At 60.4% G+C, this 23,904-nt stretch carries 23 protein-coding genes; 17 read left to right on the top strand and 6 right to left on the bottom strand.

What is annotated here, in order from left to right:
* Window positions 1–7: 7 nt before the first annotated feature.
* Window positions 8–1,807: an acyclic terpene utilization AtuA family protein gene (locus AC13C8_RS03030; RefSeq protein ID WP_152467139.1), complete on the bottom strand. Its 1,800-nt coding sequence runs from the start codon at window positions 1,805–1,807 to the stop codon at window positions 8–10.
* A gap of 21 nt (window positions 1,808–1,828) precedes the next feature.
* Window positions 1,829–2,614, bottom strand: a complete 786-nt coding sequence (locus AC13C8_RS03025) for an enoyl-CoA hydratase-related protein (RefSeq protein WP_482846342.1) — start codon at window positions 2,612–2,614, stop codon at window positions 1,829–1,831.
* Window positions 2,615–2,753: 139 nt separating this feature from the next.
* Here AC13C8_RS03025 and AC13C8_RS03020 point away from each other — a divergent pair, with 139 nt between their 5' ends.
* Genes AC13C8_RS03020 through AC13C8_RS02995 form a run of 6 tightly spaced genes read left to right on the top strand, consistent with a single transcriptional unit; the run spans window position 2,754 to window position 7,737 of the window.
* Complete coding sequence (locus AC13C8_RS03020; RefSeq protein ID WP_482846341.1) at window positions 2,754–3,968, top strand: acyl-CoA dehydrogenase family protein; 1,215 nt, start codon at window positions 2,754–2,756, stop codon at window positions 3,966–3,968.
* 13 nt (window positions 3,969–3,981) lie between these two features.
* Entirely contained in the window at window positions 3,982–5,181 is a 1,200-nt protein-coding gene (locus tag AC13C8_RS03015) for an acyl-CoA dehydrogenase family protein (RefSeq protein ID WP_152467138.1), read from the top strand.
* Window positions 5,182–5,190: 9 nt separating this feature from the next.
* Complete coding sequence (locus AC13C8_RS03010) at window positions 5,191–6,045, top strand: SDR family NAD(P)-dependent oxidoreductase (RefSeq protein ID WP_057796873.1); 855 nt, start codon at window positions 5,191–5,193, stop codon at window positions 6,043–6,045.
* Window positions 6,038–6,841: an enoyl-CoA hydratase-related protein gene (locus AC13C8_RS03005; RefSeq protein ID WP_152467137.1), complete on the top strand. Its 804-nt coding sequence runs from the start codon at window positions 6,038–6,040 to the stop codon at window positions 6,839–6,841. The genes AC13C8_RS03010 and AC13C8_RS03005 overlap by 8 nt, the downstream gene beginning before the upstream one ends.
* A 12-nt stretch (window positions 6,842–6,853) precedes the next feature.
* Window positions 6,854–7,336: a PaaI family thioesterase gene (locus tag AC13C8_RS03000; protein ID WP_027264417.1), complete on the top strand. Its 483-nt coding sequence runs from the start codon at window positions 6,854–6,856 to the stop codon at window positions 7,334–7,336.
* Window positions 7,336–7,737, top strand: coding sequence for a PaaI family thioesterase (locus tag AC13C8_RS02995; protein ID WP_028093915.1), 402 nt, complete (start codon window positions 7,336–7,338; stop codon window positions 7,735–7,737). Before AC13C8_RS03000 ends, AC13C8_RS02995 begins: the two co-directional genes overlap by 1 nt.
* Here the strand turns inward: AC13C8_RS02995 and AC13C8_RS02990 are convergent.
* Entirely contained in the window at window positions 7,719–9,083 is a 1,365-nt protein-coding gene (locus AC13C8_RS02990) for a TetR/AcrR family transcriptional regulator (protein WP_136340203.1), read from the bottom strand. The two genes, AC13C8_RS02995 and AC13C8_RS02990, sit on opposite strands and share 19 nt — an antisense overlap.
* 124 nt (window positions 9,084–9,207) lie before the next feature.
* Here AC13C8_RS02990 and AC13C8_RS02985 point away from each other — a divergent pair, with 124 nt between their 5' ends.
* From AC13C8_RS02985 to AC13C8_RS02960, 6 genes are all read left to right on the top strand, one after another.
* Entirely contained in the window at window positions 9,208–9,969 is a 762-nt protein-coding gene (locus AC13C8_RS02985) for a glucose 1-dehydrogenase (protein ID WP_152467136.1), read from the top strand.
* 115 nt (window positions 9,970–10,084) lie between these two features.
* The gene (locus tag AC13C8_RS02980) at window positions 10,085–12,022 is read left to right on the top strand and encodes an AMP-binding protein (protein WP_197918524.1); all 1,938 of its coding nucleotides are present in this window, start codon (window positions 10,085–10,087) and stop codon (window positions 12,020–12,022) included.
* Window positions 12,019–12,873 carry an SDR family oxidoreductase gene (locus tag AC13C8_RS02975; protein WP_152467134.1) on the top strand — a complete coding sequence of 285 codons (855 nt, stop codon included), beginning with the start codon at window positions 12,019–12,021 and terminating at the stop codon, window positions 12,871–12,873. Before AC13C8_RS02980 ends, AC13C8_RS02975 begins: the two co-directional genes overlap by 4 nt.
* Window positions 12,857–13,582 carry a helix-turn-helix domain-containing protein gene (locus tag AC13C8_RS02970; protein WP_152467133.1) on the top strand — a complete coding sequence of 242 codons (726 nt, stop codon included), beginning with the start codon at window positions 12,857–12,859 and terminating at the stop codon, window positions 13,580–13,582. The genes AC13C8_RS02975 and AC13C8_RS02970 overlap by 17 nt, the downstream gene beginning before the upstream one ends.
* Window positions 13,583–13,603: 21 nt before the next feature.
* The gene (locus tag AC13C8_RS02965; protein ID WP_152467132.1) at window positions 13,604–14,059 is read left to right on the top strand and encodes a PaaI family thioesterase; all 456 of its coding nucleotides are present in this window, start codon (window positions 13,604–13,606) and stop codon (window positions 14,057–14,059) included.
* Between the two features lie 305 nt (window positions 14,060–14,364).
* Window positions 14,365–14,865, top strand: coding sequence for a DNA-3-methyladenine glycosylase I (locus AC13C8_RS02960; protein ID WP_136340201.1), 501 nt, complete (start codon window positions 14,365–14,367; stop codon window positions 14,863–14,865).
* An 88-nt stretch (window positions 14,866–14,953) separates the two neighbouring features.
* Here the strand turns inward: AC13C8_RS02960 and AC13C8_RS02955 are convergent, their stop codons facing one another.
* Entirely contained in the window at window positions 14,954–15,382 is a 429-nt protein-coding gene (locus AC13C8_RS02955; protein ID WP_232237122.1) for a MarR family winged helix-turn-helix transcriptional regulator, read from the bottom strand.
* Between the two features lie 98 nt (window positions 15,383–15,480).
* Between AC13C8_RS02955 and AC13C8_RS02950 the strand changes: the two genes are divergently transcribed.
* Window positions 15,481–15,915, top strand: coding sequence for a DoxX family protein (locus tag AC13C8_RS02950; protein WP_036051600.1), 435 nt, complete (start codon window positions 15,481–15,483; stop codon window positions 15,913–15,915).
* Window positions 15,912–16,616 carry a glutathione S-transferase family protein gene (locus tag AC13C8_RS02945; protein ID WP_043753650.1) on the top strand — a complete coding sequence of 235 codons (705 nt, stop codon included), beginning with the start codon at window positions 15,912–15,914 and terminating at the stop codon, window positions 16,614–16,616. Before AC13C8_RS02950 ends, AC13C8_RS02945 begins: the two co-directional genes overlap by 4 nt.
* 461 nt (window positions 16,617–17,077) lie before the next feature.
* On the opposite strand, the gene AC13C8_RS02940 is transcribed toward AC13C8_RS02945, so the two are convergent.
* Together AC13C8_RS02940 and AC13C8_RS02935 are read right to left on the bottom strand one after the other, a co-directional pair.
* On the bottom strand, window positions 17,078–18,598 hold the full coding sequence (locus AC13C8_RS02940) for a class I adenylate-forming enzyme family protein (RefSeq protein ID WP_152467131.1): 1,521 nt from the start codon (window positions 18,596–18,598) through the stop codon (window positions 17,078–17,080).
* A 26-nt stretch (window positions 18,599–18,624) separates the two neighbouring features.
* A complete protein-coding gene (locus AC13C8_RS02935) occupies window positions 18,625–20,625 on the bottom strand; it encodes an NADPH-dependent 2,4-dienoyl-CoA reductase (RefSeq protein WP_152467196.1) in 2,001 nt (666 codons plus the stop codon).
* Between the two features lie 126 nt (window positions 20,626–20,751).
* Between AC13C8_RS02935 and AC13C8_RS02930 the strand changes: the two genes are divergently transcribed.
* The 3 genes from AC13C8_RS02930 to AC13C8_RS02920 are packed head-to-tail and all read left to right on the top strand — an operon-like array spanning window position 20,752 to window position 23,879.
* The gene (locus AC13C8_RS02930) at window positions 20,752–21,933 is read left to right on the top strand and encodes an acyl-CoA dehydrogenase family protein (protein WP_043753664.1); all 1,182 of its coding nucleotides are present in this window, start codon (window positions 20,752–20,754) and stop codon (window positions 21,931–21,933) included.
* Window positions 21,930–22,709 (top strand): enoyl-CoA hydratase/isomerase family protein, encoded by a 780-nt coding sequence (locus tag AC13C8_RS02925; protein WP_027264403.1) that lies wholly within the window; start codon window positions 21,930–21,932, stop codon window positions 22,707–22,709. Before AC13C8_RS02930 ends, AC13C8_RS02925 begins: the two co-directional genes overlap by 4 nt.
* Window positions 22,710–22,718: 9 nt before the next feature.
* The gene (locus AC13C8_RS02920; protein ID WP_027264402.1) at window positions 22,719–23,879 is read left to right on the top strand and encodes an acyl-CoA dehydrogenase family protein; all 1,161 of its coding nucleotides are present in this window, start codon (window positions 22,719–22,721) and stop codon (window positions 23,877–23,879) included.
* The last annotated feature ends 25 nt before the right edge of the window (window positions 23,880–23,904 follow it).

The following is a 23,904-nucleotide window of genomic DNA, read 5'->3' as shown; positions in this document are numbered from 1 at the left end:
CGTCCTCTTAGTTCCGGGCCGCGGCATTCAGTCCGTCACGTGCGGCCAGATCGGCTGGCACGGGAATTTCGATATCAAGCAGCATCTGCGCGAACCCTTTGCCCTGCGGGTCTATGCGGACCGAGGCGATGCCGCCACCGCCAAGCGATTCATGCAACAGGAAATTCAGCGAATGGCTTCCAGGCAAGTCGAACCGTTCTACCCTGCCGTCGCAGACATGGGCGAAATAGTCCTTCACCACCTCTTCGCTGAGAGCCGAGCGGATATATGGTAGGTAGTCCGGCTTGCGCGCGAGGATGCCGATATTGGCGATGTCCCCCTTGTCGCCCGAGCGGCCCCAGGCCAAATCGACGAGGCGGACCTTGACAACGTCCGGACCGGGCTCGCGGCTATCTGCGGGCGGTGCGGCAGGCGGATCAAGGTGGACTGGCGTAGTGGCCACGCTCACGGGCACATCCTTGCCGTCGACCTCGACCGCGACGGGGGTTTCGGCCTTGCTCTGAAGGAAGGAAAATAGACGGACCACCGGCTGCACCTTTGGCCGTCCGGCGAAGAACCCGGTCAGACCCTGCGCGGTCGAAATCGCCATCGGTGCGATTTCGCCGGCAAAGATGTTCAGCGCGGCGCGATCGTCATGGACCGCGCCGATCTTGAGCACCACCTCGCGGGTCCGGGCGCGCGCATTTGCGCCGTAGGCCGCCTCGGCCCCCAGCACCTCGACGCTGACCTGCCGGAAATCTCCCATGTTGCGGTCGCGGAAAATCCGGCGACAGCGGGTCAGGATCGCCTCGGCCACACGTTCGGCCTTGGCGGGTGCGTCAATCGCGGCCAGTGTCAGGGTAGAGACCGCGCGCCAGCCATCGGCATGGGTCGCCGACACCTTGTAGCTGTCGGTGCGCCCAAGCCCCCTGCCGCCCTTGACCAGCACCCGGTCGGGTCCGACCTGTTCCAGGGTGACCCCGGACCAGTCGCAGATCACGTCGGGCAACAGGTAGGCGCGCGGGTCCCCGATTTCATAGAGCATCTGCTCTCCGACTGACCCGGGCACGACCAGCCCGCCGGTGTCAGGCGTCTTGGTCATGATGAAACTGCCGTCTTCGGACACCTCGACGATGGGCATGCCCATATTGTCCCAACCCGGCACGTCCTGCCAGTCGGTGAAGTTGCCGCCGGTTCCCTGGGGGCCGCATTCGATCAGGTGGCCGGCCAGCGATCCCTGGCTGAGCTTGTCCCAGTCATCGTCGCCCCAACCGTATTCATGCATCAGGGGACCAAGCGCGACCGCGCTGTCGGCGCAGCGTCCGGTGATCACGATGTCGGCCCCGGCATCCAGCGCGGCAGCGATGGGGCGGGCACCCAGATAGGCATTCATGCTCCAGATATCATCTGGAAATGCGACACCCGAGAACATTTCCGTCTGACCGTTTTTGCGAATTTCATCGGCCCTGGGCAACAGGTCATCGCCTAGCACGACTCCGACGGACAGATCGATCCCGGCCTGGGCGGCGGCTTTGGCAAGCGCATCGCTGCAGCCACGCGGGTTCACGCCCCCTGCATTGGCAACGACCTTGATCCCTTTTGCCTTGATATCCGACAACCAGGGTGCCAGCGCCTTGACGAAGTCCGGCGCATAGCCCGACTCGGGCGCTTTGGCGCGGGCCCGCGCCATCAGCGACATTGTCACCTCTGCCAGATAGTCAAACACCAGATAGTCGATCTCGCCCTTTGAGACCAGTTGACCGATCGCTTCCGGCGTATCGCCCCAGAAACCCGACGCGCATCCGATGCGCAGCTTTCGTTCCGACATATTCCTCTCCTCCCCGTTTGATCAGCGGCCCGTCCATTCGGGTTTGCGCTTCTCAATAAAGGCATCAAAGCCTTCGCGCGCGTCTTCGGTCTGCGCCACACGCGGTAACAGTGTTTCTGCAAACCGCATCTGCTGCGGATAGGTCATGTCCTCCATCGCGTGACAGGCGTATTTTCCCAGCCGGATCGCGCTCGGCGACTGCGCGGCGATCTGGGCAAACAGTTCTGCAACCTTGTCGTCCAGCCCCGCGGCATCGGTCACATAGTTGACCAGATTGAACTGCAGGGCTTCCTCGGCCGTCAGAGGAACGCCGGTGATGAACATCTCCATCAGCCTCCGCCGGGGCAGCACGCGCATCATGGGTGGCACGATCGTCATGGGAAACAGACCCACCTTCACTTCCGGCGTTCCGATGCGAGCATGATCCGCCATCACAGCCAGATCGCAGGCACAGATGATGCCCGCTCCTGCCCCCATAGCGACGCCATTGATGCGCGCGATCGTTGGCTTTCGGCACGCCTGTATCGTCTCGAACAACCTTCCGGCAAAATGATCCGGGTCCGCCGGATCCTGAACAAACGGGCCGCCATCCGCCCCCGCCTTGATGTCGCCCCCGGCACAGAAGGCGCGCTCGCCCTCGCCGGTCAGAACGATCACGCGGCAATCGCTGTCCCTCTCGGCAGCACATATGGCGGCCATGATCCCGTCTGCGACCTCACGGTTGAGGGCATTTCGATTGTCAGGACGTCGAATCGTGATACGCACTTCTTTGCCGAGCGCCTGCGATTGAACAACGCTCTCAGTCATTTCCGAAGCTCCCCCCCCCTCTGTATTGCAGGACACCGCGCTTTCTTACGTCAGGTCGTCAAAAGCTTGGCTTGATCTATTTTCTAACATATGTTTGATTTTGGTCAACACGGCGGACGACATTTTTCGGGAGGATGATATGACCACTCAAAGTGAGGCCATCTCGGCTGATCTGGAATCCATCAGGGCGAACTATTCTTTGACTGATGAGCAACGGCAGATCGTCGATCACGTGGATCGGGTGTCGCGCGAGGTGCTACACCCACTGCAAGCGCGTATGGATGACGAGGAATGGTGGCCCGATGATCTGTTCAAGCAGATGGGCGAGCTGGGCCTGCTGGGGATTACCGCACCCGAAGAGCTTGGCGGATCGGGACAGAACGAGTTCACCCAGGCGCTGGTGTCCGAGGTGATTTCGAAGTGGAATCCGGCTGTGGGCCTCTCACACGGGGCGCATGACAACCTGTGCCTGAATAACCTGCTGCGCAATGGATCCGAAGAGCATGTGAAGAAATACGTGCCGGGCCTTTGCTCGGGCGAGCTGGTTGGTGCTTTGGGCCTGACCGAACCGGGTGCGGGATCCGATGCGCTCGGATCCATGGCCACAACTGCCCGCCGCGACGGTGATGATTATGTCATCAACGGCTCGAAGATTTACATCACCAACGGCCCCATTGCCGATGTGATCCTGCTTTATGCCAAAACCGACAAGTCGAAGGGCGCCAAGGGCATTTCTGCTTTCATCATCGAGACGGACAATCCCGGTTTCAAGGTGGCGCAAAAGCTTGACAAGATGGGCTTTCGCGGCTCGCCAACCGGAGAACTGGTGTTTGAGGATTGCCGCGTACCCGCATCCGCCATGGTTGGACCGGAAAACACCGGCGTTTCGGTGGTAATGAGCGGGTTGGATCTGGAGCGTGCTATGGTTGCCTCAGTCTGCGTTGGCATGGCCGAACGCGCCCTGGAACTAGGGCTGGAATACGCCAAGATTCGCGAACAATTCGGCAAACCGATTGCAAGTTTCCAGATGATGCAGTCGAAACTGGCCGAGATCTACACCGAGGTCGAAACCGCGCGCGCATTCGGTTATCGGGCACTGGCCGCCTGTACGGGCCTACCAAAAGGGGCCGGGGGCCGTGGCGAAATCCACAAACTGACCGCGGCGGCCTGTCTTTACGCAGGCGAGGCATTCAACAAGGCGGTGACCGAAGCCTGTCATATTCATGGTGGCTCTGGCTACATGCAGGACACCGAGATCAACCGGCTGTTCCGCGCCAACAAATTGTTGGAGATCGGCGCGGGAACAAGCGAAGTCCGCAAGATCATCATTGCCGAAGAACTTTTGCGCGCCTGAGGGGGACGAGACAATGAACAAGCAACTGCGCAACGACACCGCTCTGCCAACACATTTCATGACGGACGAACAGCAGGCCCTGGCCGATCAGGCCGGCAAGTTCTTCATGTCCGAATTCCACCATCTGAATGCGGAAATGGACGATACTGATGACCTGCCGTCTTCGGTTTTCCCCAAGCTGGGCGAAATGGGCTACCTGGGACTGAACGTGCCGACGGAATTCGGCGGTGCCGGGCTCGATTTTACCTCGGCCTGTATCATCACCGAGGAAATGTCGCGCGCCTCGGCGGCCATCGGACTGACCCATGTGGCGCACGACAACCTCTGCGTCAATAATATCTATCGCAACGCCAATGACGAGTTGCGCCGAAAATACCTGCCAGGTCTGTGCGACGGCACGCTGGTGGGTGCCCTGGGTCTGACCGAACCCGGCGCGGGGTCTGATGCGCTTGGCTCGATGCGGACCACGGCCAAAAAGGATGGCGACGACTACATCCTGAACGGCGCCAAGATCTACATCACCAATGGGCCGATTGCCGATCTGGTGCTGGTCTATGCCAAGACATCGCCCGAAAAAGGGGCCAAGGGCATTTCCGCCTTTATCGTGGAAACCGACACGCCCGGTTTCAAGGTGGCGCAGAAGCTGAACAAGATGGGATTCCGGGGCTCGCCGACGGGCGAACTGGTATTCGAAGATTGCCGTGTTCCGGCCAGAAACATGGTCGGCAAGCTGGATGGCGGGGTTGCCGTTACCATGTCCGGACTTGATCTGGAACGTGCCATCGTCTGTTTCAACGCTCTGGGCATTGCGCAGCGGGCGCTGGATATTTCCATCGATTACGCCAAGACACGCCAGCAATTCGGCAAACCGATCGCCAGTTTTCAGATGGTTCAGGCGATGCTGGCCGACATGTATACGCAGATCGAGGCCGCGCGGAGCCTGTCCTTGCGCACCGCTGCCATGTGTGAAGGCCTCGAAGAGGGCGAAGGCGGGCGCGGCGAAATACACAAGCTCACCGCTGCGGCGATCTACAAGGCCGCTGAGGCGACATCCTTCGTGCTGGACAAAGCTGTCCAGATTCACGGCGGCTCGGGTTACATGCGTGATACAGAAGTGAACCGGCTATACCGGACCGGTCGCGTGCTTGAGGTCGGCGCAGGCACCCAGGAGGTTCGCAAACTCATCATCTCTGGCGAATTGCTGAAGAACTAGGGGCGGAACATGAGCGAAGCGAAATCAAGGCGTTACGCGTCGGATCTCATGGCGGGTCAAGTTGCCCTGGTCACGGGGTCCGGATCTGGAATGGGCCGGGCGACGGCGATCGAAATGGCCGCTTGCGGGGCAAGGCTTGCGCTGTTCGCGCGCCGCGAAGAGCCGCTGGAAGAGACCGCCGAAATGATCCGGGCGGCGGGGGGCGAGGCCTTTGTCGTGCCCGGAGACACCCGCGACGAAGACAGTATCGAAGCTGCGATGGGGCGGATCAAGGACCACTATGGGCAGTTGGATGTTTTGGTGAACAATGCCGGCGGCCAGTATATCGCGGCCGCCCGCGATATCACCAACAAGGGCTTCGAAGCCGTGATCCGCAACAACCTGATCGGATCTTGGCAGATGACCCGGGCAGCGGCGGATCACTTCATGTACGACAATGGTGGATCGGTTGTGTTTGTCACCGCCATCTCTGCGCGCACCGCGCTTACCGGCTTTACACACACCGTCGCCGCCCGCGCCGGTGTGACGGGCATGATGAAAACGCTGGCCGCCGAATGGGGCGAGTACGGCATCCGGCTGAACTGTGTCGCGCCGGGCACGATCAAGACCGATGCGCTTGGCCGCTATCCGATTCCGCCGGAACAGTGGAAAAAGCTGAACCGCTCGGTGCTAAACCGGATGGGGGCGGCCGAGGACATCGCAGGCACGATCATTTTCCTGGCCTCGAAACTTGGCGGTTTCATCACCGGAGAAGACATTTATGTAGACGGCGGTGAAACCTTGCATATGGGTCATGACGCGCGGGACATGATCAACCCCGCGATGTTCGAGAAACGCGAACGGGGAGATGGCAAGAATGAATAAACAGCCCGTCCTTCTGGAGATTTCCGACAGGATCGCTACGGTTACGCTGAACGACCCCGAGCGGCGCAACCCGGTCACCGGCAACGACATGATCGCTGCCCTTCTGGAGACCTTCGCCAAGGTGCAGGCCGATCCTCAGGTCAGCGTGATGATCCTGACCGGGGCCGACCCGGCCTTTTGTGCAGGCGGGGACATCAAGGAGATGAACGATCCCGACAGCGTGTTCCGCAAGGAGCCGCTGGCGGCGGCGCAGAGTTATGTTGATGGGGTGCAGCGGCTGCCGCTTGCGCTCTACAACATGGATATTCCGACGATCGCCGCAGTCAACGGCCCGGCGGTGGGCGCGGGGTGCGACCTGACCATGATGTGCGACATGCGCATCGCGTCAGAAAAAGCAAGGTTCGGCGAGGTGTTTCTGAATCTCGGAATCATTCCGGGCGATGCGGGCAGCTGGTTCCTGTTGCGTCGTCTGGGCCACCAGAAGGCCGCCGATCTGACCTTCTCGGGGCGCATGGTCGAGGCCAAGGAAGCGCTGGAGCTTGGTATGGTGCTTGAACTTGTGCCTCATGAAAAATTGATGGAACGGGCCCGTGAACGGGCCGCTGTCATCGCCGCGAAACCGCCGCGCGCGGTGCGGGTCGCCAAGCGTCTGATGCGCAATGCCGAACGGATGGACCTGCCGGATTTCCTGAATTCCGCGGCGGCCTATCAGGCGCTCATGCATCAGACCGAAGACCACCACGAGGCGGTTGCTGCGTTCGTCGAAAAACGAAAACCCAATTTCACGGGGCGTTAAAGGAAAGATCGCATGTCAGACATCACCCAAAAGAAGATGGAGCAAATCGCGCAGATGTGGAATGCGCGCGGCAAGGGTCTGATAACGCATATGGCGCTTGAGATCGAAGAGGTCTCGACGGAAGGTGTTCGGGTTCGGATGCCGTTCAATCCGGACTTTTGCGTCGATGCGGAACAATCGCTGCTCCACGGTGGTATCCTGACGGCACTTCTGGACAGTGTCTTTGGACTGGCGAACTTTGTTGCCATCGAAGGCGTCAGTACCATGGCCACTCTTGACCTCAGAGTTGATTACCTGCGCCCGGCCCGTTCGCGCGCGGATGTCATCGTTCAAGCGCATTGTTTTCGCAAGACCCGCCACATCGCCTTCAATTCCGGCAGCGTCTGGTTCGCGGGCCATGAGGATGCTGAAATAGCTAGGGGAACCGCCTCGTTTGCATTGACGCGCGGCGAAACCAGCCTGTTTGACGCAATGACAAAAGGAAAAACCTCGTGATGGACGTGCAAACTGTCAATGCCAATGTATCCCGGGTGCCGTTCTTCCGATTTCTCAACTTTGAGGTCAGAAGTCTAGACAGTCTCCATGCTGAGGCGGAAATGACCTTTGATGACCGCCATATCGGTAACCCGATCATGGAGTACTACCATGGCGGCATAATCGCGAGTTTTATGGAGGCCACTGCCGCCATCGCGGTACAGCCCGATTTCGCCGACGTTCCGGCCAAGCCGATCAACCTGACCGTCGATTACCTCAGACCCGGTGTGAAGGGACCGCTTTTTGCGCGCGCTAACGTCACGCGCAAAGGCAAGCGGATGGCAAGCGTCAGCGTGCTCAGCTGGCAGACGGATCGGGAAAAGGCGGTTGCCGAAGGGCTGTATCACTTCCTTCTGGTCTGACCGGGGCAACCGCTTTCAGGGCTACCTTGTCCTGTGGACGGGGTCGCTTCCCGGTTACAAATGCCTTCCAATAGCAGATTGATGAGCATGCTGGAGAATTCAGGCAGTGATAGATATCCTTCCACTCCTGCCTTGTTCGGGTCGAACCATTCCACCGTCCAGTTTAAGGCACCCAACATCACTTGGCGCAAGGGGACGATCTTGATATCCGACCGTATGGCACCGTCGTCCTGAGCTTCACGGAGTATCCGATCCCAGAGTTTTCCATACTCATGGCGAATACCCCTGTGCCTCTCCCTGAAATGATTGGGGAGCATTCCATAGCTTCTGATATTCGCCGAGGTGAATTCACTTGCCTTGAAGAGGAAATCCAGGTGCGCCCAGATTGCAGTCGCTATCTTGGCGTGATGATCGTACGGGGCATCGAATTTCCGAACGGCGGCTTCGACACCTGATAGCAAGTCCCTCAGTCCGGCGTTTAGAACTTCGTCAACGATCGCTTCTTTGGAGTTGAAATGGTAATAGACGCTGCCCGCTTTCATGTCCGCTTCTTCCGCGATCTTTCTCAGCGTGGTCGCCTTGTAGCCATTGTCCCTCAGAACGCGCGCTGCGGCCTTTAGAATTTCTGCACGGGTCTTAGCCGCCTTGCTGTCGGGATCCGGGGTTTTGGCGGTAGTGGCGGGGCACAGCTTCAAGCCTTCGGTATCCGCCTTGCGATGTGGACACATTCCGTCAAGTATCAGCTTACTCATTCGTTCCGCGAGTATGCGCACCGGATACGAGTCGACATCGTACCATTCTACGGTCCAGTTCATGGCACTCAGGATGAACTGGCGGATCACAGCAGTGGATATGTCGCTTCGAAGGTGGTCGGCGCGTTTGGCGTCATTCAGGAATTTGCCCCAGGCACCCGCATATGATGCACGCAATTCGCGATGCGGGGCGCGTGTTTCGTCCGACAACATCGGATAGTTCCGAATATTGGCTGACGTAAAGTCGCTGTCGGTCAATAGGTAGGCAAGGTGTGTTTCAATCAGCAGTCCGAAAGTCTTGCGAAAATCCTCCGAACTTGTCGGTGCCGACCGAACGATTTCACTGACCGCCTGATATAGTTGACGGACGCCAAGATCGAGAACTTCGCTCAGAATCTGGTCCTTGGATTGAAAATGATAATAAATGCTGCCGGCCTCAATGCCAGCTTCCTGCGCGATGTCGCGCATAGTCGTTGCGTGATAGCCTTCATACCGAAAAAGTCGCGCAGCCGCCGAAAGGATACCCTCACGTGTCCTCTCAGACTTGCTCAAGTCTTCGCTCAGTGTCCTGGGGGGGTCAGTCTTGTGTACCATTTCATTTCGATACTTGCGGGACACGAGACTGTCCATTGCATTAAATCTAACAAATGTTAGAATAATCCAAGGAACGTTCCGAATCAAGTTCTTGACAAAGGTTTATCGGAAGAGGAGGACCTCCATGCGAGGGTTGAGTGGAAAACGGGTCATTGTGACCGGCGGTGGAAGCGGCATTGGCCGCGCAGTTTGCGAACGGTTCGGCGAAGAGGGCGCCGAAGTTGCCGTTTTCGATCTGAACAAGGATGGGGCGGAGGAAACTGTCCGACTGATCACCGAGGCTGGCGGGAAGGCGCAGGCCTTCAAGGTAGATATCACCGACCGTAGTCAAGTCGACACGGCGGTGGCCGAGTTCGAATCCGGCGGCCCGATTGATGTGCTGGTGAACAACGCCGGCTGGGACGTCAGCAGAATGTTTCTCGACACCGATGCCGATCTTTGGAAAAAGGTTATCGACATCAATCTTTACGGCCCGCTCAACATGCATCACGCGGTGCTTCCGGGCATGGTCAAGAGCGGCGGCGGTCGCGTGGTTAACATCGCCTCTGACGCTGGTCGTGTCGGGTCATCCGGCGAGGCGGTTTATTCAGCCTGCAAGGGCGGCATCATTTCGTTCACGAAGACCGTGGCGCGCGAGCTGGCGCGCAAAGGTATACAATTGAATGCGGTCGCCCCGGGACCGACCGACACACCTCTGTTCGCTCAATTTGCCGAGGGCGAGGCAGGTCAAAAGATCGCCGAAGGTCTCAAGCGGGCGATTCCGATGAAGCGCCTGGCGCAGCCGACGGATTACCCTGGCATCATCTGCTTCCTGTCGTCGGACGACGCAGGGTTCATTACCGGCCAGGTGATTTCGGTTTCGGGCGGCTTGTCCATGCACGGTTGAAGCCATGACAGCAGCGCCGGACACCAGGCGTTGCTGCCAAACCGTGCCAAAAGAGTTACCTCCCCGACTGGCCGCGCCTTTTGTGCGGCCCTTTTTCATTCTAGAAAGGTTGCGAATGTTTCAGCCAGGCTCTGACATCCAGCGGACAAGCACTCTGACCGCATTTCTGACGGGCTGCGGCATTGACAGTTACGAGGAACTCGTCCGCCGTTCGAATGAAGACCCAGACTGGTTCTGGGGCCGGATCATTGACCATGCCGGGATACGGTTCGCGCGGCCCTACAGCCGGTTGCGAGATATCTCCGAAGGGCCCGAATCGATCCGGTGGGCCGTCGGGAGTACTTTGAATCTGACGGAAACCTGTCTTGACGCCCGAATTGTCGATGGCTTGGGCGACAAGGTCGCAATCGACTGGGTCGGCGAAGACGGAAGCCGCCGCCGCTGGACCTATTCCGACCTTACCGCCGAAGCCTCCCGCGTTGCCTCGGCCCTTGCCACGCGCGGTGTAAGGCCCGGTCAGGCGGTGGGCATCTATATGCCGATGATCCCCGAAATCGAGGCCGCGCTTCTGGGGATTGCCCGGCTGGGCGCGGTTGCGGTGCCGCTGTTTTCCGGTTTTGCGCCTCATGCCATCGTATCGCGCCTGAACGACGCGGATGCCGTGGCGGTGCTGACAGCGGATGCCACACCCCGGCGAGGCAAGCCGGTCTGGATGGAGGCGAGCCTCGCCCAGGCTTTGACCGACGTGCCATCGGTTCATACCGTGATCAGCCTGCGACGGTTCGGCGGTGCGGTAGCCGATCCCGCCCGCGATCTGGACTGGAGCGAAACCGTGGGCCGCGCCAGTCCGGAGCTTGCCGCCGTTCCGGTCAAGGCCGAAGCCACCTTTCTGATCGCCTATACGTCAGGCACCACCGGACGGCCCAAGGGCGTCGTGCATACCCATCTGGGCGTGCAGGCCAAGGCCACGGCCGATTTCCTGCTTTGCCTCGACATGAAACGGGATGACCGGCACCTCTGGATGACCGACATGGGGTGGGTCATGGGACCGCTTACCCTTTTGTCGGTGCTCTTGTCCGGTTCGACTCTGGTGCTGGCCGAGGGCGCACCATCAATGCCCGGCGATCCCTTCAGGCTGTTGCGTCTTGCGTCCGAGATGGAGGTCACGCATCTCGGCGTGGCCCCGACCCTGGTACGGCAGTTCATGACGCAGGATACTGAATCTTTGTCGGGCTACGACTTGTCGTCCCTGCGCATCGTCGCCTCGACCGGCGAGCCCTGGACCGAGGATGCCTGGCTCTGGCAGCTCGATCATATCTGTCGCCGCCGCGCCGTGCCGCTGAACATCTCGGGCGGGACCGAGCTTTTTGGCGCGATCCTGACCTCGACCGTGCTGCACGAGCTCAAGCCCGGCGGATTTTCGGCCCAGGCCCTGGGTGTCGGGGCCAAGGTTCTGCGCCAGGACGGCAGCGAAGCCGCACCGGGCGAGGTCGGCGAACTGGTCGTGACCCAGCCGCCTCTGGGTCTGACCCCGGCCATCTGGGGGGACCGCGATCGCTACCTTGAAACCTACTGGTCCACCTTCCCCGGCCTCTGGCGGCACGGCGACTGGGTGCGCTGCGATCCGGACGGGACATGGTATATCCTGGGCCGGTCGGACGACACGCTGAACATCGCCGGCAAACGCATCGGCCCGCCCGAGATCGAGGCGGCCCTGACCGAAACCGGAGAGGTGGTGGACGCCGCTGCCATCGCGGCACCTGATGACATCAAGGGCGTGGCCGTCGTCTGCGTCTGCGTGGCGGCCCCAAATGTGTCGCCGGACGCGGAGCTCGTGAACCGGCTCAAGGATCGTGTCGGAGAGATCGTCTCGAAGCCCTTCCGCCCGCGCGAGATCCACTTTGTCGAAGCGCTGCCCAAGACCCGCAGCATGAAAACCATGCGCCGTGTCGTGCGTGCCGCCTTTCTCGGTGAAGATCCGGGCGATCTGTCGTCGATCAGCAACCCGGAAACCATTCAGCCCATCGCAGACCTGCAAAAGGAAAAGTCATGATCACTGTTTTCGGAGCCACGGGCACGACTGGCGCGCCCCTCGTCGATACGCTTCTGGCAAAAGGCGCGTCCGTGCGCGCTGTCACCAGCGCCCCCTCCAAGTTAGATGCGCTAAGGGCCAAAGGATGCGAGGCGGTCGCAGCGGATTTCACGGACCCTGCCGCGCTGGCGCGGGCCTGTGACGGGGCAGAAAAGATATACCTGGTCACGCCTGCCCATCTGAACATGCGCCAGTGGAAGGCGAACGTGATCGAGGCGGCCAAGGCCGCGGGCGTGCGCCATATCGTTGTGGCCACGGGGCTTGGCGCGTCGCCCAAGGCGGGGCTGACCTTTGGAAAGTGGCATTCCGAAACCCAGGAGCTGCTGAAGCAAAGCGGCCTTGACTGGACCTTTGTCCAGCCGACCTATTTCATGCAGAACCTGCTGTGGCAGGCCGGCAACATTGCAAAGGACGCCGTGTACTATGACGATCTGGGCGGCCCCGTGGCCTGGATCGACGCCCGCGACATCGCGGATGTCGCCGCCGAGGCGCTGACCGCTCCGGGTTACGAAGGCAAGGCTCTTGGCCTGACCGGGCCCGAAGCTCTTGCAGGGGATGACATCGCGGCCCTTCTGTCCGGGGTGACGGGACGAACAGTGTCGTGCGTGTCCCTGTCGGCCGAAAATGCCAAGGCGGGCATGGTGGCTGGCGGAATGCAGGACGAGGTCGCCAGAGCCATGGTCGAATTGGCTTCCATCGCGCCCAAGGGCTACCTTGCCGGCATCGAGACCACGGTCAGTGATGTGATGGGACGCCCGGCGCGCCGATTTGCCGATTTCGTCGCCGAGAACCGGGATGCTTTCGTCAAGTAACCTGATGGAGCCGCCGCGTTATCTCGAACTGGCTCCGCCTGAGGAAGCGGCCAAACAGATCGACCATTTGTTCGTGTTCCGCGATACCGGTGTGCTGAGCGGTGGTGGACACGGGCGGTTCGCAACCGACCTCTTTACCCTTTCGGTAACGCGCGACGACAGCGGCGGCGGGCGCGTATCGCTGGCAGAACCGCGCCCCTATTTTTCGCCCCGCCCAAGGCCATTCCTGGGTGTCGTGGCCGGGCTGCGACTGTCGTCACGACCGCAGCGATTTCCCGACTCCAAAGGGCTGGACATGCTGGCCTCAGAACTGGCCCGGGTTCAGAACGGGGACGATGACCTGCCTGCGCTCATCGCGGTGCTTGACGGCCTTGCGAGAGACCTGCGCTTTGCCGCACCAACCGGAGCTTACAGCGACCGGACCAAACGTCGAAAGGTGCGGGCGGAAACCGGCGTGTCGCGGCGGCGGCTTGCGACCTTGCGACGCTTTCGCCGGGCTCTCGGGCAGCTTGCGTCAAAGACCCTGCTGCTGAGCGATCTGGCGCTGGACGCCGGATACTACGATCAATCTCACTTGTCCGCCGCTTGCCGGATCTTCGCCGGCAAACCGCCCGGCGCGTTGCGCGCTCTGTCTATTCCGCGTCGTTTTGACCTTTCGCTACAAGATACGCGCCTCAAAGACCGCCTAAGATTGGTCATTGACGAATGAAATCGAAGAGGAAGACCCGCCATGACACAATTCAAACCGAAAAACCCCGACTATGACGCACGCGTGCGCAACAGTTTCGATCGCCAGAAGGTGATGAACACGTTGGGGATCAGCATTGCCGAGTTGTTACCCGGCCGCATCGTTCTGGAAATGGCACATCAGGTTGCACTGACCCAGCAGCATGGGTTTTTGCATGCCGGAATCCTGTCGACAGCGCTGGACAGCGCCTGCGGATACGCGGCCTTTTCGCTGATGCCAGCGGACGCGGCAGTGTTGACGGCCGAATTCAAGATCAACCTACTCAACCCGGCGGACGGCGAACGGTTTCGCTTCGTCGCTGACGTGGTGAAACCAGGCAGGACGCTGACCATATGCGAGGCGCGTGCCTATGCCGTGAAGAGCCAGGATGAAAAGCTCGTCGCAACGATGACCGGAACGCTCATGGCGCTGATCGGGCGGGCGGGGGTCGCGGACTGAGCGCAACCCGGCCGCAGCACATCCGATCCGGGCGGCCGGGCCGATTATTCAGACAGCTGGATCAGCTGTTCCAGCGGCTCGCGACCTCGGCCAACCGTTTCCCGTAGGCGCGCGCGGTATCCAGATCGCCGCCAGCAGGTTCAGACCTGCCAAGCGGTAATGTTAGCCTTTAGCAGTGCGGTCGCCGATTGTCCCTCGTCAGGGTTTTTCGGAGAGCTGAGACTGTATCGTAACGGAGGATCTGGTTCAGTTTCTGTTCAAGTTTATGCGGCAGCGGCCTGATGCTGCAACCGTAATTGGAACGGATGGACGCCCACGGTGCCGATGGGCTGCCGTCACGCCGGAGTTTCCAGTCAGGGCGGAGCTGGCGCACCATTCCGGCCAAGCGCGAGAACTTTCGTGCTGCCTTCGCCGGGTTCGACTTTCGGGGAGTTGCGAACTTTGACGACAACGATATTAAGCGCCTACTTGCCGATGAAGGAATTGTTCGCTATCGAGGCAAGATCGAAGCCGTGATCAACAACGCTCGCCGTACTTTCGAGGTCGTCCAAGAGGAAGGCTCCTTCGCCGCATTCATCTGGCTATATGAACCTGCCAAGGACGACGCACTGCCACAAATGCGGTCCAAATCACCAGCGTCCGAGACCCTGTCCAAAGACCTACGAAAGCTTGGCTTCAAATTCGTGGGGCCGGCCACCGTATATGCATTCATGCAGGCCATGGGATTTATCAACGATCACGCAGAGGTCTGTTGGATGCGAAAGGACGTCGAAACAGCCCGAAACACCCTTCGCACACCGACATAGGCAACTGTCGGCCAATTAACGTGAAAAAAATTCAGGGCCACTTAGCGTGGAAAGTCACAGACAGGTTTCGCGTCAGTCGACCTAGACTTCAGAGCTTTGAGAGTAGCGAGGCCAATTGAGCGGCGTCTTTGGGTTTCAGCTTTGCGCCGATCCTTTCCGACAGAACCCGTTCATAGATCGGCCACATCGCCCTCCTGACAGATTTACCCTTTTCAGAGATAGAAATGTTTTGACCTCGCCCATCTTCCAAGCAGTCCTGTCGGTTCACCAGCCCTGCTTTCACCATACGGTTCAGCAGCCGCGAGGTACCGTATTGGGGTAACAAAATCCGGTCTTTGAGTTCGAATGGCCGGAGTCCGTCCGGGCCAGCCTTCTCGAGTTCGAGAAGCGCGTCATACCATGCAATTGGCGGGTATCCTGCCGATTTCAGAGACGTTTCGACAGCCTCAAGCAAAACGCGGCTTTTAGTCATGAGGGCTGTCCAGGCGGCCTCAGTAGCATGGTCAATCTCGTTCATATCCAGCACCTATCATGTACATGTAAGTGCATCAACCTTGACATCGCATGTGACGCGCTATATATAGATGCAACTGCATCGACATATGGGATCATATCATGTCACAATCGCACCTCACAGAATTTGGGATATTCCTGCTCCGTATAGCACTCGGGATCATGTTCCTGGCGCACAGCCTGTTTCTCAAGCTCTTCATTTTCACACTTCCCGGAACGGCGCAGTTCTTCATTTCGATCGGGCTGCCCGGCTGGTTTGCTTATATGGTCTTTGCAGTCGAGGCGATTGCCGGTGCCCTTTTGGTCCTCGGCGTACAGGCTCGGTGGGTCGCGTCGGCGACCGTGCCCATCCTGGCCGGTGCGACCTGGGCTCACTCCGGAAACGGCTGGATGTTCGGATACGAGAACGGCGGGTGGGAATACCCGGCCTATCTGACGCTGCTTGCCATCGTGCAAGGGCTTCTGGGCGACGGCCGTTTCGCCCTCAGCCCTTCCTTCGCGCCCGGTAACGTGCAGATGGCGGGAGAGACAACATGAGCCTCCACCTCATTAGCCATGCGCTCTGCCCATATGTGCAGCGCGCGGCGATCTCGCTCACTGAGAAAGGTGTCACGTTCGAGAGAACTGACATCGATCTTTCGAACAAGCCCGACTGGTTTCTTGCCATATCTCCGCTGGGCAAGACGCCTGTCCTGGTTGTGGACGGGACGCCGATTTTCGAATCTGCGGTTATCCTCGAATATCTTGAGGATACACAACCCCACGCGCTTCATCCGCACGACGCTCTCGATCGCGCCCGCCACCGTGCCTGGATTGAATTTGGATCTGCTGTCTTGAACGACATTGCGGGGTTCTACTCGGCGCCGAACGAGAAAGCGTTGGAAGAAAAAGTGGCGGCGCTCCGCGCAAAGTTCCTTCGGCTGGACGCGGAGCTTGGGGAGGGACCATGGTTCGATGGCCACCGGTTCAGCCTCGTCGATGTCGTATTCGGCCCGGTCTTCCGCTATTTCGACGTTTTTGACACCATCGGAGAGTTTGGCGTCTTCACAGGGCTTGCCCGTGTAAGGGCCTGGCGACATGAACTGGAGCGTCGGGTTTCTGTGAAGAATGCCGTCAGTGAAGATTACCCGACCCTTCTGCGTGACTTCATCAGACGGCGCAATTCTTACCTGTCCCAGATCATGCAGACAGGAGGGCCGAAGAAGACAGTTACACAGGTGCGATCGGCTGACCGCTGATCACTTGATATCGTTTTGTCGGGCCGCAGTACAGAACCGGACGTTTGAGGTCGCTTGGCGAATGTCCGCTTTGTCCCGCACATCGGATAGTCGCCGACTTTCCCTTGAAGGCCCGCAGCAGCCCCAACCGGCAATTGCCGGCAGTCCATGCCCGTCGGTGCGATGCGCCGGGTTACTGCTGCCCCCACAGCGCAACCGGGAACAAACCACCGATCGCACTGATGAATGGCTCAGGGATCTACGAATCCTCCTGAGCTCAAACACCCGGAAAACCCTAGCCGTGTAGTCCGACAGAGGGCTGCGCTTCAATCGCGGGTCAATCTATCCCAGATGGTGGATCACTTTCAGGGGGTTACTCCAAAGGGCGGGGATAAGAAGCTCGTGGCAACGAGGATAAGAACGCTTTTATCGCTATTGGGGCGAACTGGCGTGGCTGGCTGACGATCGGGTCAGAGCGAAAATTAATCTGCGAGCCGGGCTTCGAGGATATGCCGCTGGATCTTGCCGCTGGTCGATCTGGGAAAATCCTCGAACGCGATGAAGCGAATTTCGCGTGGTCGCTTATAGCCAGCGAGGCTTTCGCGGCACAAGTTCAGCAGCGCCTCGGCATCCGGCCCGTCATCGTCACAGGCGACAAAGGCCACCGGGCTTTCCCCCCATTTCGCGTCGAAGGCCCTTACCACGGCGGCATCGATCACATCGGGATGAGAAAGAAGCACACGTTCGATTTCCGCCGGATAGACGTTTTCACCTCCGGTCTTGATCAGGTATTTCGCCCGATCCACAAAGTCGACGGTGCCGTCCGCATTGCGCCGGAACAGATCGCCCATGTGGAAAAAGCCGTTGCGAAAGTCACGGGCATTGGTGTCGTCGGCGTTCCAGTACCCGGAAAACAGCGTCGGACCCCGAAGCGCCATTTCGCCCGGCGTTCCATCGGGGACTTCGCGGTCGTCGGGATCGACCAGCCGCACCTCGCAAAAGGCGCTGATGCGCTTGGACAGCCGGTCCGGGGTCACACCCGGCGCGATCAGATCGGCGGTTCCCGGCGGCAGGCCGGTTTCGGTCGCCCCGAAGGAATTCAGATAGGGCGTGTCCAGAAGACCGGTCAGTTCCGCGATCTGATGCGGCGGCACCAGATCAGCCATTGCGCCGCAAACCTTGATCCCCTTCAGCGGCAAAGGGTTGGCGTGCCGTTCGTTAATAAAAGCCTCCAGTGCCCCGGGCATCATCACGAACCAGCCGATCCTGTGGCGTGACAGCGCCTCGTTGATGACGGCGGGCTGCAGCCCGTCCACCATCACCACGGTCCCGCCCCGCAGGATCGTTGCCAGCGCATGATCGGTGGAGGCCATGTGGAACATCGGCGCCCAGGCGATGAACCCGTCGCCGGGATCCAGCGCCAGCTGGGCCGCAAAAACCATGGATCGGGCGATATGCGCGCGGTGGCTGATATGCGCCCCCTTGGGCAGGCCCGTGGTCCCCGAGGTATAGAGGATCGTCAGACCGGCCTCGGGGTCGTCAACCATGGTTCCGGTGCGCGGGTCCGGCTCGACCCCGGCAATGGCCGTTTCCAGGTCTGGCCCGACGGTTAGACAGGGTGTCGACGCGACGGCGCGGTAAGCTTCTGAAAGTTCCGGTTCGACAACCGCGAGAACCGGCTCGACCAGATCGATGCAGTGCCGCAGTTCATCGGGGGCAAGCCGCCAGTTCAGACAGGCGACGATCGCGCCGATTCCCGCTGCTGCAAGTTCGACCTCCAGGTATTCTGAGCGGTTATGCGACAGGATCGCGATCCTGTCTCCGGGCGCCACGCCTCGTGCCAGAAATACAGCCGCCAGACGATCGACCCGCTCCAGCAGTTCTGCATAGGTCAGTTTTCTGCTGCCGTCCTCGATGGCGAGGGCGCGGGCGCAGTCATGTGCGCGGGTTCGAAAGATCGAATACAGATCAGCGCGCCCCGCGCGGATGACGTCGGTCAGCATAGTTTCCCCCTTGCCCGAGCCTCGGTTCAGAGATCCTGCGCCAGGCGCACGCCCTCATCAATGGCGCGCAGCGCATCCAGTTCGGCGGCCTCCTTTGCCCCGCCGATCATCGTAACCGGGACGCCGCGCGCTACAACCTCTTTGGCCAGGGCCCGTTCCGGTTCCTGACCGGTGCACAGCACAATTGTATCGGCTGCGATGACCGTCGGGTTTCCGTCCGCGACGATGTGCAGCCCCGCATCGTCGATATGTTCATAGGTCACCCCGCCCATTGCCTCGACCCCATGTTTGCGCAGCGCGTTGCGCAGGATCCACCCTGTCGAAACACCAAGCCCCGCGCCCGGTTTAGCGGTCTTGCGCTGCAGCATGACGACCTTGCGGCGCGACGGCTTCGGTGCCAGAGGGTCGCCCGCCAGGGCACCCGAGGAGACAAACTCGGGGTCCACTCCCCAGGTTTCGCAAAAGACGTCGGAATTCGCGGTCTCGGCGGGTTTGGTCACTAGGAACTCGGCCACATCATGACCGATGCCCCCCGCCCCCATCACCACGACACGGTCGCCCGCCTCGCGGTCACCGGACAGAATTTCGGCGTAGGTCGCGACGCTGGGATGGTCGATACCCGGCAGGTCGGGAATGCGCGGCGTGACCCCGGTGGCGATGACCACATGGTCAAATCCCTCAAGATCGCTCGCCTCTGCCCGCTGTCCCAGACGCTGCGTGACCCCGTGTTTCTGCATCTGACCGGCATAATACCGCAGGGTTTCGTCGAATTCGTCCTTGCCTGGTGCGGCGCGGGCCAGATTCAGCTGACCGCCCAATTTGTCCTGCGCTTCGAACAGGGTGACATCGTGGCCCAGCCGTGCCGCCTCGGCGGCTGTGGCCATGCCCGCGGCACCACCGCCAACGACGGCCACTTTCTTTGGCGTGTCGGTTGGCGTATCCCGGAATTCCGTTTCACGCCCGGCCCTTGGATTGACCAGACATCCGACCGGCCGGTCCGAAAAAATGAAATCCAGGCAGGCCTGGTTGCAGGCAATGCAGGTGTTGATCTCGTCTGCGCGGCCCTCGCGCGTCTTTTTCACGAAATGCGGATCGGCCAGAAACGGGCGCGCCATCGAGATCATGTCCGCATCGCCAGAGGCAAGTATGTCTTCTGCAAGCTGGGGTGTGTTGATCCGGTTCGAGGCGACTACCGGGATCGACACCGCCGCTTTGACGTTGGCTGCCGCCTTGCGCCAGGCACCGCGCGGCACCGGGTAGGCGATCGTCGGCACGCGGGCCTCATGCCAGCCGATGCCGGTGTTCAGGATATCCGCACCCGCAGCCTCGATCTTGCGGGCCAGTGCGGCAATTTCTTCGGCGGGCGCGCCGCCCTCGACCAGATCGGCCGCCGAAATCCGGTAGATGACCAGAAAGTCGGGGCCGCAACGTTCGCGCACCGCGCGCACGATCTCGACCGGGAATCGGTGGCGGTTCGCGGCGCTGCCGCCCCAGTCGTCTTGGCGCTTGTTGGTGTGGGTGACGGTGAATTCGTTGATCAGGTATCCCTCGGACCCCATGATCTCGACGCCATCAAAGCCTGCGGCCAGCGCATTGGCGGCCGCTACGGCAAAATCCTCGATGGTACGGAGAATGTCGGCTTCGGTCATTTCACGCGGGATGAAACGGTTGATCGGGGCGCGGATCGGCGACGGGGCCACACACCCTTCGATCTTGGCATAGCGCCCGGCGTGGAGGAGTTGCGCGCAGACCAGGCTGCCTTCGGCCTGCACCGCCTCGCAGATCGGGCGCAGGTCAAGCGCTTCTTCCGGGTCATCGATTCTCGGACCTTCTGGATCGAATATGCCCTCGGCATTGGGCGAAAACCCGCCGGTGACCAGAATCGCCGCCTCCCCCCGCGCACGCTCGGCGTAAAACGCGATCTGTTTGGCTATGCCGTCAGGCTCGGTTTCCAACCGCGTGTGCATCGACCCCATGATGACACGATTTCGCAATGTATGCTGGCCTGCGCGGATGGGCGAGAGCATGGTTTCAAAGCTTCCATCTGGTCTATTTTTCACTTTGGTTCTCCTCCTCAAAACTGCACTTGATCTACATTCTAACATTTGTTAGATTTTTGGAAAGAAGATTTTCGCTCATGGGGAGGAGCACCGATGCAATTCCAGCCTACAGACGATCAGAAGGCGTTTCGCGAGACCGCAAAGCGCTTCGCAACTGAAAGGCTTGCGCCCACATATCAAGAACGCGCCAGCGGCCATACATTCGACCGTGCGCTGATCAAGGAGATGGGCGCACTGGGGCTGATCGGGGCCGATCTGCCCGAGGAATTCGGGGGTCTCGGCGAAAGCTCTGTCACGTCAGGGCTGATCGTCGAAGAGATCGCCTATGCCGATTTCAACGCAAGTTACGTGCAGCTTCTGGGCTCTCTCATGGGCGGAATGGTTGCCAAACATGCCTCCAAGGACATCGCGTCGGAATGGGTGCCCAAGGTTGTTTCGGGTGATGCGGTCATTGGCCTGGGCCTGACAGAGCCGCGCGGCGGTTCGGATGCGGCGAACCTGATTCTGAGGGCCGAGAAATCCGGCAACGGCTGGCGGCTGAACGGTGAAAAGACATCCATGAGTTTTGCCAGTCAGGCGGATGCGGCGGTCGTCTTTGCCCGTACCGGCGATCCTGATGGCGGCTCACGCGGGGTCAGCGCCTTTTTCGTCGATCTGAACCAGGAAGGCATCAAGCGCACCCATTTTGACGACATCGGCACCAAGCCTGTCGGGCGCGGCTCGGTTTTCTTTGACGATGTTTTCGTGCCGGCTGAAAACATGATGGCGGAACAGGACCATGCCTTTGGCACGATCATGGCGGGCTTCGACTATTCCCGCGCACTGATCGGGCTGGAGTGCCTGGGGGCCGCGCAAGCGTCGGTGGATGAAACCTGGGCCTACGTTCAGGAGCGCGAGGCATTCGGAGCCCCGATCGTGCAGTATCAGGGTGTCAGCTTTCCCTTGGCCGAGGCCGAGACCCAACTGACCATGATGCGCCAGCTTTGCTATTACACGTTGGACCTGCGCGACCGTGGCCTGCCCCACACCTCTCAGGCCGCCATGTGCAAATGGTACCTGCCCAAAACCGCCTGCGAGATCCTGCACCAGTGCCTGATCCTGCACGGACATTACGGCTACACCACCGACCTGCCCCACCACCAGCGCTACAACGATGTGCTCGGCTTGCAGATCGGTGACGGCACCGCGCAGATCCAGAAGCTGGTGATCGCCCGCGAGAAGGTCGGTCGCATGGCGCTGCAGTATGACAAGAAGGCGAAGGGAGCCTCGAAATGAGCGACCCCATCCTCGTCACTTCCGAGGGCAACACCGGCATCATCGAACTGGCCCGCCCCGAGAAATTCAATTGCCTGTCACTTGAGGTGCATGAGCGTATTTCTGTCGCGCGTGCGGAATTCGAGGCGAACCCCGCTATTCGGGCGATCCTCATCCGGGCGCAGGGCAAGCACTTTTGCACCGGTGCCGATCTGGTGGAAGTGAAAGGTAAATTGAACGATCCCGCCGCGCTGGACCATTTCATCGCCTTTGGCATGAACAACCTGCGTGCGCTCGAAACCTCCTCCCTCCCTGTCGTGGTGGCAGTGCAGGGGTTGTGTCTGGCCGGCGGGATCGAACTGATGCTGGCATGCGATGTGTGTTTCGCGGCCGAAAGCGCCCAGTTTGGCGATCAGCACGCGCAATTCGGGCTGATTCCCGGTTGGGGTGGCTCGCAGCGGTTGACACGGTTGATGGGGCAGCGCAGGGCGCTCGACCTGATGTTCTCGGCCCGCTGGCTCAAGTCGGACGAGGCCAAAGAGGCCGGATTGGTCAACTACATCGTGCCGGATGCGGACCTGCACAAGTCTGCGCTGGAATACTGCGAGAAAATCGCCACCCGTTCACGTCCCGGCATCGCCGAGATGAAGCGGTTGGCGCGCGAAGGCGCGGACCTTGGTATCGACCAGCAGATGCGGCTTGAGCGCGATGCCGCCGTGCGCGCACTGCCCAGCGATGACGTGGCCGAGGGCCTCGATGCATTCGAGAACCGGCGCGCCCCCGAATTCAAGGCTTGAGGACGAAGCATGGATTTCATTTTGAACGACGAACAACGCCAGATTTACGACTATGGCGGCCAGCTGGCGCAGAAGTTCGACAACGATTACTGGCTGAGACACGCACGCAAGCACGAGTTTCCGCACGAAATGTTCCGCCAGATCGCCGATGACGGCTTCCTCGGCATCATGGTGCCCGAGGAATATGGCGGCGCGGGCCTTGGTATGACCGAAATGGCCCTGTTCATGGAGGGCACCGCCAATCACGGCATTCCTCTTTTGATGATGGTGGTCGGGCCGACCATGTCGCTGGCCCATATCGCCAGCCACGGGAGCGAGTTCCACAAGAAAGAACTGCTGCCGGCTGCCTGCCGCGGTGATATCCAGTTCTGTTTCGCGATCACCGAACCGGGGGCCGGGTCTAACACGATGAAGGCCACTACGCTGGCCAAGCGTCGAGGCAACCGGTTCAGCCTGTCGGGCGAAAAGACCTTCATCACCGGGGCCGAAGTGGCCGACTACTGCCTCGTGGTGGCGCGGACCAAACCGCATACCGAGGTCAGCCGCAAGACCGACGGCTTTACCCTGTTCGCCGTGGATCTGAAGAAAAAAGGCGTCGACAAGCAGCGGGTGAAGATCTCGATCCCCCTGCCCGAGGAGCAGTGGACACTGTTCTTCGACGATGTGGATCTCGGCCCCGAGGATGTGGTCGGCGAGGTGGACGAAGGGTTCTCGATCCTGTTCGACAGCCTCAACCCCGAGCGTATCATCCTGGCCGCCTTGTGCTGCGGCATCGGCCGGTTCGCCCTGAACAAGGGCGTGGCCTATGCCTCCGAGCGCAATGTGTTCGGCCAACCCATCGGTGCGCACCAGGGCGTGCAGCATCCGATGGCCAAGGCGCACACAGCGGTCGAGATGGCCAGTCTGATGACCCGGCGCGCGGCATGGGAGTTCGACAACAAGCTGCCTGCCGGTGCGTCGTCGAACATGGCGAAATATGCCGCCGCCGAAGCCGGGATCGAAGCGGTCGACGCGGCGCTTCAGGCGCATGGTGGATCGGGCTTTACCGAAGATACGGGACTTTACGAAATGTACCCGCTGGTCCGCCTGCTGCGCACAGCGCCGGTGAACCGCGAACTGTGCCTGAGCTTTATCGGCGAAAAGGTCATGGGCCTGCCACGATCCTATTGATCGCCACGGCTTGGAACGGAGAACG

Source organism: Aliiroseovarius sp. B-4 (assembly GCF_056857795.1).
This window is presented reverse-complemented; position numbering and strand designations above follow the sequence as displayed.